Here is an 11580-nt window from a genome sequence, read left to right as displayed (position 1 = left end):
CCGATCGTGCGGATTCCGCCCGGCCCGCCCGATCCTGTGGACGCAGGCCCGATTGTGGACAGTCGCTCGTCGCGCAACGCGGTGCCGTCGGTGTCAGGACAGGTCGTCGGCGCCCACGATCGGGTCGAGATGGCTGGTCAGCACCACCCCGACCGCGCCCGGCCCGATGTGGCTGCCGAGGATCGGTCCCAGATCGACGGTCAGCTGAGATGTCACCCCGCGGAGTCGACCGCGCAGCGTCTCGGCGACCTCGGCCGCGAGGTCGGGGGCCTGACAGTGCTGGATACCGAGGGTCATCGGGCGGCCGTCGGCGAACTCGACGGCGGCGTCGACCATCCGCGACATCGCCTTCGAGAAGGTACGCTGCCTCTCCCGCAGGACCAGCAAGCCGTCGTCGATCGCCAGGATCGGTTTGATCGACAGGGCCGATCCCAGCAGTTTGCTGGCCGCGCTGATCCGTCCGCTGTTGCGCAGATTGTCGAGATTCTGCACACAGATCATCGACTCCGTCACCGACGCCTGCCGGATCGCGGCCTCATACACCCGGTCGCGATCGTCACCGGCCGCGGCCCCCTGAGCGGCCCCGATGGCCGCGAACCCCAGTCCCAGCCCCACCGCACGCGAGTCCACCACCCGGATCTGCCCGGGATACTCCTCGGCCGCCAACCGCGCCGCACTCCAGGTGCCGGACAAGCGCCGCGACATCATCACCGCCACCACACCGTCACCTGCGCCGGCGTCCACCGCCCGGCCGAATACCTCGGTCAACTCCCGCGGATTGGCACCCGAGGTGGTCACCCCGGCACGGGTGATCAGGTCGTCGGGGATGTCGTCGACGCCCTCCCGGAAATCGTCGCCGTCGAGCGCCAAATGCAACGGCACCACCGAGATCCGGTAGTGATCGGCCACCGCTTGCGGGATCCGCGACGAGGAATCTGTGACGACAACGACAGGCACCCGTCTACGTTAGCCGGTGCATCCACACCCGCTGTCGACGGTGCAGATCACCGCGGCACCCCCGGACATGACGCACCCGCCTCATCGGCGGAGTGCGGTCTCCGCGACCGCGGCGACGGCGTCGGCGATCTGACGATGGCAGTCGAAGCCCCAGTGGATGCCGTCCGGATTCATCTCGGCCGCCGGATCGGCGAAGGCATCACGGGTGATCGGATGGAGATCGACGATCGGCAGGTCATGCTCACGAGCCCACCGTCGCATCGCCGCGGTCGTCGGGATGCGCCCCGAATGCACGTGGCCGTAGTACGGGCTGCGATGCGTCGACGGCAGACACACGACGATGGGCAGATCGGGCCGCAGATGAGACAGTGCCGCACGCGCCTTCTCGAGGTACTCGACGGTGACACGCGGCGGCAACGCCATCGGCCACCCCACGCGGGAGGCCCGCGGTTGCACCCACTGATAGCCGTCACGCACCACCTGCCGCAAGCGCGCCGGGCGCACATAGCGAATCTGCTCCCGCAGCGCCGTCGGCAGCGGCGACGGCAGACTGTCCATGCCACCCACCGCCAAGATCGCCACCCGGGCGCTCGGGACCGCCGCCCAGATGTTCGGGTCCTGCGTCAAAGCCCACCAGATGTCACGACTGGTCCAGCCGACCCGACCGAACAGGCGGGTCCGCAAGCCGAGCCGTCGCCCCACGATCGACGGCCAGATGCGCTCGTCGTCGGCGGGCAGCCCACCGGCAGGACCGTAATACGCCAAGGAATCCGACAACACCAACAGCCCGGACTCCCCGACCGGACCCGTCCGCCGGTCCCCCGTCGACACCGACGTCACTGGATCGCCGAATCGGCCACCTCGGCCGAGGCATTCCAGACATCCAGACGCCACTTCGGCGGTTCACCCGCCGGACCGTGACCCGACAGCTGCACCCAGCTCGTGTTGGCCAGGCCGCCGAGCACCGGCCACCGCGCCACCGGCAGATCCAGCAACGCCGCCGTCAACGCCGCGATGATCCCACCGTGGGCGACCAGCACCACCGGACCCTCGCCCGACTCACCCGTACCCCAATCCTGCGCTGTCGCAACCAGTTCAGCCACCACCGGCACCGACCGGGCCGCCACGTCGACGCGACTCTCCCCACCCGGCGGACGCCACGTCGCATCGTCACGCCACACCGCACGCGCACCCGGCATCGCCGCATCGACCTCCAGATGCGTCATCCCCTGCCAGTCACCGAGATGGGTTTCACGCAACCGCTCGTCGGTGCTCACCTCCAGCCCCGTCGCCCGCGCCAACGCCTCCGCCGTGTCCCGGGCACGACGCAGATCCGACGACCGGATGCTGATCGGATTCTTCTCGGCCAGAGCCGAAGCGACCGTTTTCGCCTGCTGCACACCGAGTTCGGACAAATCAGTGTCCAACTGTCCCTGCATCCGGCTCGTCGCGTTGTACCCGGTCTGGCCGTGCCGCAACAGAATCAACCGACGCACCACCGGCGTGAGTCGTTCGACCGAGGTATCCCCCTGGTCGGGATCGCCGCTCACTGTCCGGAACCGATCTCGGTTTCGGACGCCTCGGTATCGGACACCTCGGTATCGGACGCCTCGGTTTCGGACACCTCGGGATCGGACTCAGCGGTGATCTCGACCGTCGGACAGTCCTTCCACAACGCCTCGAGCGCATAGAACGCACGCTCGTCGCTGTGCTGGATGTGGACCACCACATCGATGTAATCCAAAAGCGCCCAACGACCTTCGCGGGTACCCTCGCGGCGCACCGGTTGATACCCGGCCTCGCGCATCTTGTCCTCGACCTCATCGGTGATCGCATTGACCTGCCGCTCATTGTCGGCGGATGCGATCACGAACAGATCGGTGATGACGAGTTGCTCGGACACATCGATGACCGACACGTCATGGCCGAGTTTGTCCTCGGCGGCCAACGCGGCCACCCGCGCCATCGCCAGTGCCTCCGGTGATGCAGTCACACAAGTCCTTTCACTGCGTTGCACTCCACTGCCGTCGGCGCCGAACACCCGACGACCGATACTTCCGTCACGGCGCCGACACTCTCGGCGAGTTATTCCGGAGCGGACGGTACAACCGACGTTTCGCGATGTATTGCACCACACCATCGGGCACCAGGTACCACACCGGGCGGCCTTGCGCCGCCCGCTCACGGCACTCCGTCGACGAGATGGCCAGGGCCGGGATCTCCAGCATCTGCAGGGTATCCGGCGGCAACTTCTGCAGATGCTGGGCCAGATGGCTGGCGTTGAGCTCATATCCGGGGCGGGACACACCCACGAAGTTCGCGAGCTCGAACAATTCTTCCCAGTTCTGCCAGCCCAGAATCGACTCCAACGCATCCGCACCGGTGATGAAGTACAACTCGGCATCGGGGAGAATCGCCCGCAGATCACGCAACGTGTCGACCGTGTAGGTGAAACCCTCACGATCGATGTCCACACGACTCACCGAGAACCGCGGATTCGACGCCGTGGCGATCACCGTCATGAGATACCGATCCTCGGCCGGACTCACCGACCGGCTGTGATCATCCTCGCCGGACACCGCAGACCTGCTCGCTCCGCTCCCGGCGTCGGCCTCACTCGACCCGCTCGCTCCGCTCCCGGCGTCGGTCACATGCGACCCGCTCGCTCCGCTCCCGGCGTCGGCCTCACTCGACCCGCTCGCTCCGCTCCCGGCGTCGGCCAACTTCTGCCACGGCCGCCCCGTCGGCACGAAGATCACCTCATGCAGCGAGAACCGGTGCGCCACCTCGCTCGCGGCCACCAGGTGACCGTTGTGGATGGGATCGAACGTCCCACCCATCACACCGATACGACGGCGCACCTGCGGGCGGTCGGAGGACATGAAGGGTCAGTCTAGCCGGTCGGGCGGTTCGAGCCGCCGATCACGGCGCTCATACCGGCAGCAACTCGCCGATCACCTTCGCCAACTGCATGGCGTTGCGGCACTCGAACATGTCGATGACCTCGGAATACTCATCGGCGGCGGAGTCACCGGTACCCCAGTCCCGACCCTCCTCCGGGTTGAGCCAGTACGCATGCCGGGCCCGCTCCACCAACTGTGCCAGCAACTCCACCCGCGCGAACCCGAAGTTGGTGCGGGCGTCACCGAGGATCAGCAACGCGCCACGATGGGTCAACGAATCCGCGTACTCCTCGACGAACCCGCGCAGCATGTTCCCGTAGTCGGAGTGGCCGTCGCGGGTGATCAACCGGGCGGTCGAGATCATCCGGTGCATCGCCGCCTTCGCGTCACCACCGAAGCCGACATCGGCGTCGTTGCGCGGGTCGAAGAGATCGGTCACCTCGTCGACGGTGTCGATGAAGGCGAACACCCGCACCTTGGAGAACTGCTGACGCAGCGCATACACGAGGTTGAGGGTGAACTGCGAGAACCCCGCCACTGACCCCGATACGTCACAGATCACGATCAGTTCGGGCTTACCGGGACGCGGTTTACGGTGCCGCAGGTCGATCGGCACGCCCCCGGTCGACATCGACGCACGCAACGTCGACCGCACATCCACCGCACCCCGATGGGCGCGTCGGCGGCGGATCTCCAGACGAGACGCCAACAACCGCGCCAGCGGATCGATCGTCCGACGCAACTGCGCCTGCTCCTTGGCACCCGCGGTGAGGAAGGTGATGTTCTCCGGCAACGACGGCACCGCGTACTGCCCGACCCGCTCGCGGCCGTTGCGGCCGGCCATCCGACGCTGCGTCTCCCGCTCGATCGCCGCCCGCACCGCAGCCGCCCGGTCCCGCGCGGCGCGACGGAACATCGGTTCGGTACCGACCTCGAGATCGGCCGGGGCCCCACCGGCCATGGCCGCCGCGATCCGCGCGATCAGGGTCTGCGGATCGATGGACGACAACGCCTGATAGGCCGAATATGCTTGGCCCCGAACCGATTCGTACCGCCCGAGCTGCTCGACGATCTCGGCGACCATCGCATCGAGACGGCCGTCTGAGTCGGCCTCCGGATCGGCGAGCAACGCCGCCAACGCGTCCCGCGTGGCCGCGATGTCGACCTCACCCTCCTCGGTGGTCGGTAACTCGTCGACGACGGTCCGCGCACCCGGAGCGGCGGGGAACCACAGATCGAAGAGCCGATCGAAGGCCGGACGATGCAGATGATCGTCGAGCAGGGTGGCGGCCAGGCCCTCGCGCAGACTGGTGCGGTCGAGCAGGTCGAGCACCTCCACCGCGCGCGCCGCATCGATCAGATTCGACGGACCCACCACCATCCCGCGGCGACGCAACTCGTCCACGAAGCCCGTCAGATGCGCGATGAACGGCGCGGTCTGCACCTCGGAACCCATCACCGCCTCCGATCCCGAGGTGTCACCCCAGTTTGAGTTCTTTGATCGCCGTCGTCAGATCCGGCCGATGCTTGAGCACCACGCCCAGGGTCCGCGCGATCAGTCCATTGTCCAGACCCCGCCCGGACGGGGCGCCCTCGACGCCGTCACCGACACCGAGGGCCAGCAGCGTGTTCGCCCAATCGATGGTCTCGGCGACCGACGGCTTCTTGCGGATGTCGAGGGTGCGCAGCACGCCGACGACGCGCACCAGTTCCGCCGCCAGCGAATCCGACAGCGCGGGCACCCGGGACGCGAGAATTTCCTTCTCCCGCTTGGCATCCGGGAAATCGATGTAGAGATACAGGCAGCGACGTTTGAGCGCCTCCGACAACTCACGGGTGGCATTGGAGGTCAGCAACACCACCGGACGTCGCGCCGCGACCACCGTCCCCATCTCCGGGATCGTGACGGCGAAATCGCTCAGCACCTCCAGCAGCAGACCCTCCATGTCCACGTCGGCCTTGTCGATCTCGTCGATCAACAGCACCGTCGCCCCCGGCCGCGAGATCGCGGTCAGCAGCGGCCGCGGCAACAGGAACTCCTCGGAGAAGATGTCGGTCTTCGCCTCGGCCCAGTCACGGGTGCCGGTGGCCTGGATGTGCAGGATCTGCTTGGCGTGATTCCACTCGTAGAGCGCGCGGGCCTCGTCGATACCCTCGTAGCACTGCAGGCGCACCAACTCGGCGTCGGTCGCCGCCGCGATGGCGCGGGCGAGTTCGGTCTTGCCGACGCCGGCCGGCCCCTCCACCAGCAGCGGCTTGCCCAGCCGGTCGGCCAGGAAGGTGGCGGTGGCCGTCGCGTCGTCGGCGAGATAGCCGGTGTCGCGCAACCGGGCGGCCACATCGGGAACGCCGGAAAACGACGGCTGCACAGACGATTCGGTGGCAGTCATGACGTCGACTCCCCTCACGCCGGCCGGATGTGGCCGTCGCCCCACACGACCCACTTGGTGGAGGTCAGCTCCGACAGCCCCATCGGCCCACGGGCATGCAGCTTCTGCGTGGAGATACCGATCTCGGCGCCGAAGCCGAACTGCTCACCATCGGTGAACGCGGTCGACGCGTTGACCATCACTGCGGCCGCATCCACCCGGTCGGTGAACTCTTGTGCCGCAGCCAGATCCGTGGTGATGATCGCCTCGGTGTGTCCGGTGCCGTAGGTGTCGATGTGACTGATCGCGGCGTCGATGTCGTCGACGACCTTCATCGCGATATCCAGGGACAGGTACTCCTCCGCCCAGTCGGTGTCGTCGGCGGGTTCCATGTCCGACTCGTCGCCGTGGATCACCACCCCCTGCGACCGCAGGGCCTGGGTGATCTTCGGCATCGCCTCGGCCGCGATCGTCTTGTCGATGAGCACGGTCTCGGCAGCATTGCAGACACTCGGCCGCCGCGTCTTGGCGTTGAGGACGATGCGTGTCGCGACGTCGACGTCGGCGAGGGCGTGAACGTATACGTGGCAGTTGCCGGTGCCGGTCTCGATCGTGGGCACCGTGGCACCCGCCACCACCGCCTGGATCAGGCCCGCACCGCCGCGCGGGATCACCACGTCGACGAGCCCGCGGGCGCGGATCAGTGCGGTGACGCTGGACCGATCCTCGCTGGGCAGCAACGCCACCGCATCCGGGGTCACCCCGTTGTCGCGCAACACCTCCCGCAGGATGCGCACCAGTTCGGCGTTCGACGACGCCGCCGACGACGATCCGCGCAGCAGCACCGCGTTGCCGGATTTGAAGGCAATGCCGAAGGCGTCGACGGTGACGTTGGGCCGCGCTTCGTAGACGATGCCGACCACACCGAGCGGCACGCGTTCCTGACGCAACCGCAGCCCGTTGGGAAGGGTCTTGCCGGCGATCACCTCACCGATCGGATCCGGTAGAGCCGCCACCTGCCGCAGTCCACCGGCGATGCCCGCGACGCGTTCGGGCGTCAGGCGCAGCCGGTCCAGGAGACTGTCCTCCATACCGGATTCCTGCCCGCGCTCGAGATCGTCGGCGTTGGCGGCGACGATCGACTCGGTGGCCGCCTCGATCGCATCGGCAGCGGCGATCAACGCCTCGTTCTTGGCGATCGTGGTCAGCCGGCCCAGCGATCGTGACGCGGACTTGGCGGCCTTGGCCAGCGCGGTGACCTCCTGCTCGACGTCGGTGTCGGCGGGGCTCACGGCGGGTGCGCTCATCGGTTCCTCCCGGGGGATCTCGCACGGTCGGGCGCGGACTATGTCGACCACCAGACTACGTGCGGTGTGCCCCTCACCCAACGACGACCCCGACTCCCACATTCCGGTGTCCACACCGACGCGATCGGGTCAGTCCTGCACCCGGAAGACCCGGCTGTGCCATCCGGTGGCGCCGTCGGGGATGGGCGGCACCCGATCCTCCGGTTGAGTGGCACCGGTGGCGTCGGTGGCCCGGCATTCGACGGTGTGCAGTCCCGGTGCGGCGTCCCACTCCCAGGACCATTGCCGCCACGTGTCGGTGGAGTACTCGCGGGCGAGCGTCGCCGTCTGCCACGGTCCGCCGTCGACGCGGACCTCGACCCGACGCACCCCGCGATGCTGTGCCCACGCGGTACCGGCGACAACCACCGGGCCGGGCGGCAGGACCGCCAGCGGGGCCGGCCGGTCGATGCGGGAGGCGGTCTTGATCGGCGCCCGCACGCCCCACCCGCGTCGCGTCCAGTAGGCCTGCGCCTGATCGAAGCGCGTGATCTCCCAGTCGACCACCCACTTGCATGCCGAGACATAGCCGTAGAGGCCGGGAATCACCTGCCGCACCGGATAGCCGTGTTCCAACGGCAACGGCTCACCGTTGAGTCCGATCGCCAGCATCGCGTCACGACCGTCACGGACCGCCGACAGCGGGGTGCCGCCCGTCCACCCGTCCACGCTCGTCGACAACAGCATGTCGGCGTCCGGGTGGATCCCGGCCCGCTCCAGCAGCGGCCGCATCGCGTACCCCAGCCAGCGACCGTTACCCGCCAGGTCTCCGCCGACCTCGTTGGAGACACACGTCAGGGTCACGATTCGCTCCATCGCCGGTAGTGCGGTGAGGTCCTCCCACGTCAGTGTCACCTCCTCGTCGACCATGCCGTGAATCCGCAGCGACCACTCGTCGGTGGTCAGCGACGGCACCGCGAGCGCGGTGTCGATGCGGTAGAAGTCCGCGGCCGATGTGAGGAAAGGGGTGGTGCCCGGCACACCGATGTCGACGCCGTCTCCGATCGGCGGCGCCGGGTCGGCTGCGCCGGGCAGTCGTAGTCTCATCCGTTCGGCCATCGCGCCACCGGCAGCCGAGATCGCGCGCACCGCATACTCGGTGGCCGCGATGGCCCCGGCCAGTACCACCGCCACGCCGAGGAATCGGCGCCGCGACCATCCGGCGGCAATCCTCGGATGCCCGCCACAGGTGTCATCACCGGTGTCGTGCCCGGCCGCACCCCGCGCAGACCGGATCGCCGACCGGCCGAACAGCAGCAGGACCACCGCACAGACCACCCCCGAGATCAGCGGCGGCAGCACATAAAGCCAGGTGCCGGCGGGACGCAGTACTCCGGCGGTCACTCCGACCGCGGTGAAGGCCACCACCAACCCCACCGCCACGACCGGAGCGCGGGGGTACACCAGACCGGCGACGGCGGACAGCACGACGACGGCCGCACCGACACCGATCAGCAGCGCGATCTTGTCGTGCACCCCGAACGTGTCGATGGCCCACTCGCGGGCGAACGCGGGTGCGTGGTCGACCAGCAGCGCCCCCACCACGCTGATCGGTGCGGCCCGCGGCGCGACCAGGGCCGCGAGCAGATCCCCGACCGCCAGCCCCGCGCCCACCGCCAGGACACCGGCCACCGCGGCGCGTGGCCGGCTCACCTGTCCGGCCGGCGGCCGGTCGTGCTGCGTGCCGTGCACATCGACTTGTCGGGTCATGCCCGGGCATTCGACTGCCGACACGGCTCGGATGGGTCGGGCGCCGGGCCGGCGACCCGGGCGTCGATGTCGGGAGATTCTCGTCGGTGACCCATCCGCCCGCCGCCGCCGCCCGAATCACCGTGTGAGACCGGCCAACAGGCCGGCCTCACGTCCACAGACGGGAATCTCCCATGCGTTTCACATCATCCACCCGGATCACCATGGCCGCAGCCGCTCTCGTGCTCGGCGCCGGACTCATCACCGGCTGTTCCAGCGATTCCGATTCGTCGTCGTCAACCGGCGACATGTCGTCGATGACGGGGATGTCGTCGATGCCCATGTCATCGATGCCGATGTCGGGCTCGGCGATGAGCAGCGCCGCCCCCGCCGCGGATCTCGTCGGAAGTGGTTGTGCCGCTTACGCTGAAGCCAACCCCACCGGTCCGGCGTCGGTGGACGGGATGGCGACGGCCCCGCTGGCGACCGCGGCAGCCGCCAATCCGATGCTGAAAACCCTGACACAGGCCATCTCCGGCGAGCTGAACCCACAGGTCAACCTGGTCGACACCCTCAACAACGGGCAGTACACGGTCTTCGCACCGACCGATGACGCGTTCGCCAAGCTGCCCGCCGCCACGGTCGACAGTCTCAAGACGGACTCGGCGATGTTGACCAAGATCCTGACGTATCACGTTGTGTCCGGCCAGGTTCCGCCGTCGGAGATCGACGGTACCCACAAGACCCTGGAGGGTCAGGAGGTCACCGTCACCGGGTCGGGTGACGACATCAAGGTCAACGACTCCTCCTCGGTCGTGTGTGGTGGGGTGAAGACCGCGAATGCCACGGTGTACCTGGTCGACACCGTGCTGATGCCCCCGAACTGACAAGGCCCGTCGTGGCCGGCGCACCGAGGTGGCCGCGCCGGTCACGGCTTCTTTCAACTCGATTGTGGCTCAATCGGATTCCTGCTCAACAGGAATCCGGCTCGGCGTGATCGCCGCGATCGCGCCGCAGGACGTGGTGACGCGGATCGTCGATCGGGTTGTCCGGCGGGATGTCTCCGGTCGCGACGATCCGGAACCCGGCCCGCTCACAGGCCCGCCATGATCGACGATTCGCGGCCACGACCGCGACGACGACGCATGGGGCGTCCGGGTATCTGTCGAAGGTGTCGCGGGCCGCGGCATCGATCATCGCGGCTCCGACGCCGTGACCGCGGTCGGCCGGTGCACCGACGAGATAGTCGAGGGTCCGGGCGCCCACCGGAAGGTCGGGAAGCAACCGACGGAAGTGCGCCTCGTCCTCGGGGTAGTCGCCGACACGACTGCGTTGTACGAGACCCACTGCCCGCCCGTCGATCTCGGCGACGAGGTCCTCGCCGGGCTCGTCACCGTCGACACCGGCACCGAAGTCGCGTTCGACCGCCGCGAGGTCACTGTCGTGGCACCACCAGCGCGCCACCTCGGGATCGGCCAGCCATTCGCCGAGCAGGCCGAAGTCGACGCGGGTCAGGCGGCGGAAGGTCCATCCCATGGAGAGGTTCCATCCCATGATCCCGATGGGACCAGATCATCGCCGTCGGCGACGACGTTTTGCGCCGACAGGTTCTCAGCAGTCCTCGAGTGCATCATGCAGCACCTGCACCGAGCCCGCATCCAGCGACAGTCCGTATCCGGCGGACACCTCGACGAACTGGACCGAGTAGCGGCACCGGAACCCCGAGAGTTCCGGCATCCAGCGGGCGGGTTCGGAATCGCTCTTGTCCTGGTTGGATGCGGCATCCACCGCCACCAGGTTCGCCGGGTCGTTGGCGAAGTCGGCGCGGCGTCGCGCCGGCCATGACCACGCTCCCATGTCCCAGGAATATGCCAGCGGGACAATGTGATCGATCTGCACCGCGCCGGCGGCGCGGTCACGCCGGAAGGTGACGTGGTCGCCGGTGTAGGGGCTACGGAACTCACCGGCGAGCACCGCCGCCGGGCAGCTGCGCACCGCGCCGGTGGTCTGCTCGGCCAGGTCCCGCGCCAGGATGTCGTTTCGTGTGTCGCACCCGTTACCGCCGCCGGTCACCGACACCGCATCACTCCACGCGGCCCCGAAGGCGGTGCGTTGATAGTCGTCGCGGGAGGGTCGCTGCGCGAGGATCGGCACACCGGCCAGGACGGTGAGCGCGTGCTGGGCGGCCGCGCGGAGTCCGTCGTCGGCGGGTGGTCGGTCGAGGTTCACCGTCACCGCGACCGCGACCGCGGTGCCCACCACCGCGATCAGAACGGCCCAGCGCCGAATCGGCCAGCTGATCTGCGGGGTGCTCAG

General features: G+C 68.3%; 12 protein-coding genes. 1 reads left to right on the top strand and 11 read right to left on the bottom strand.

Translation table 11 applies throughout. The features are described from left to right. Positions 1–93: 93 nt before the first annotated feature. The 9 genes from ABLE92_RS20970 to ABLE92_RS20930 all read right to left on the bottom strand — a co-directional run bounded on the left by ABLE92_RS20970 (position 94) and on the right by ABLE92_RS20930 (position 9285). Complete coding sequence (locus tag ABLE92_RS20970) at positions 94–957, bottom strand: DegV family protein (protein ID WP_348806721.1); 864 nt, start codon at positions 955–957, stop codon at positions 94–96. Between the two features lie 81 nt (positions 958–1038). Continuing rightward, a complete protein-coding gene (octT, locus tag ABLE92_RS20965) occupies positions 1039–1788 on the bottom strand; it encodes a diglucosylglycerate octanoyltransferase (protein ID WP_348806720.1) in 750 nt (249 codons plus the stop codon). A gap of 5 nt (positions 1789–1793) precedes the next feature. After that, positions 1794–2507 (bottom strand): histidine phosphatase family protein, encoded by a 714-nt coding sequence (locus ABLE92_RS20960; protein WP_348806719.1) that lies wholly within the window; start codon positions 2505–2507, stop codon positions 1794–1796. Further along, entirely contained in the window at positions 2504–2950 is a 447-nt protein-coding gene (gene rsfS, locus ABLE92_RS20955; RefSeq protein ID WP_348806718.1) for a ribosome silencing factor, read from the bottom strand. The genes ABLE92_RS20960 and rsfS overlap by 4 nt, the downstream gene beginning before the upstream one ends. Positions 2951–3017: 67 nt before the next feature. Then, positions 3018–3839: a nicotinate-nucleotide adenylyltransferase gene (nadD, locus tag ABLE92_RS20950; protein WP_348806717.1), complete on the bottom strand. Its 822-nt coding sequence runs from the start codon at positions 3837–3839 to the stop codon at positions 3018–3020. Between the two features lie 49 nt (positions 3840–3888). Further along, positions 3889–5316: a vWA domain-containing protein gene (locus ABLE92_RS20945; RefSeq protein ID WP_348806716.1), complete on the bottom strand. Its 1428-nt coding sequence runs from the start codon at positions 5314–5316 to the stop codon at positions 3889–3891. Positions 5317–5338: 22 nt separating this feature from the next. Next, positions 5339–6250 (bottom strand): AAA family ATPase, encoded by a 912-nt coding sequence (locus ABLE92_RS20940; RefSeq protein ID WP_348806715.1) that lies wholly within the window; start codon positions 6248–6250, stop codon positions 5339–5341. A 14-nt stretch (positions 6251–6264) separates the two neighbouring features. Next, a complete protein-coding gene (locus tag ABLE92_RS20935) occupies positions 6265–7536 on the bottom strand; it encodes a glutamate-5-semialdehyde dehydrogenase (protein WP_348806714.1) in 1272 nt (423 codons plus the stop codon). A 129-nt stretch (positions 7537–7665) separates the two neighbouring features. Further along, complete coding sequence (locus tag ABLE92_RS20930) at positions 7666–9285, bottom strand: molybdopterin-dependent oxidoreductase (protein WP_348806713.1); 1620 nt, start codon at positions 9283–9285, stop codon at positions 7666–7668. Between the two features lie 173 nt (positions 9286–9458). Here ABLE92_RS20930 and ABLE92_RS20925 point away from each other — a divergent pair, with 173 nt between their 5' ends. Then, complete coding sequence (locus tag ABLE92_RS20925; protein WP_348806712.1) at positions 9459–10151, top strand: fasciclin domain-containing protein; 693 nt, start codon at positions 9459–9461, stop codon at positions 10149–10151. Between the two features lie 85 nt (positions 10152–10236). Here ABLE92_RS20925 and ABLE92_RS20920 read toward each other — a convergent pair whose 3' ends face one another. Together ABLE92_RS20920 and ABLE92_RS20915 are read right to left on the bottom strand one after the other, a co-directional pair. Continuing rightward, the gene (locus tag ABLE92_RS20920; protein ID WP_348806711.1) at positions 10237–10818 is read right to left on the bottom strand and encodes a GNAT family N-acetyltransferase; all 582 of its coding nucleotides are present in this window, start codon (positions 10816–10818) and stop codon (positions 10237–10239) included. A gap of 57 nt (positions 10819–10875) precedes the next feature. Further along, positions 10876–11580: an HNH endonuclease family protein gene (locus ABLE92_RS20915; protein WP_348806740.1), complete on the bottom strand. Its 705-nt coding sequence runs from the start codon at positions 11578–11580 to the stop codon at positions 10876–10878.

It is taken from the genome of Gordonia oleivorans (assembly GCF_040044975.1).
Taxonomy (GTDB): domain Bacteria; phylum Actinomycetota; class Actinomycetes; order Mycobacteriales; family Mycobacteriaceae; genus Gordonia; species Gordonia oleivorans.
The sequence above is the reverse complement of the archived record's forward strand: the minus strand, read 5'-3'. Positions and strand labels throughout refer to the sequence as shown.

Coding starts and splice junctions, on each gene's coding strand:
- nadD (WP_348806717.1), bottom strand. CDS start 3,839: ATGTCCTCCGACCGCCCGCAGGTGCGCCGTCGTATCGGTGTGATGGGT.
- ABLE92_RS20945 (WP_348806716.1), bottom strand. CDS start 5,316: ATGGGTTCCGAGGTGCAGACCGCGCCGTTCATCGCGCATCTGACGGGC.
- ABLE92_RS20940 (WP_348806715.1), bottom strand. CDS start 6,250: ATGACTGCCACCGAATCGTCTGTGCAGCCGTCGTTTTCCGGCGTTCCC.
- ABLE92_RS20935 (WP_348806714.1), bottom strand. CDS start 7,536: ATGAGCGCACCCGCCGTGAGCCCCGCCGACACCGACGTCGAGCAGGAG.
- ABLE92_RS20930 (WP_348806713.1), bottom strand. CDS start 9,285: ATGACCCGACAAGTCGATGTGCACGGCACGCAGCACGACCGGCCGCCG.
- ABLE92_RS20925 (WP_348806712.1), top strand. CDS start 9,459: ATGCGTTTCACATCATCCACCCGGATCACCATGGCCGCAGCCGCTCTC.
- ABLE92_RS20920 (WP_348806711.1), bottom strand. CDS start 10,818: ATGGGATGGAACCTCTCCATGGGATGGACCTTCCGCCGCCTGACCCGC.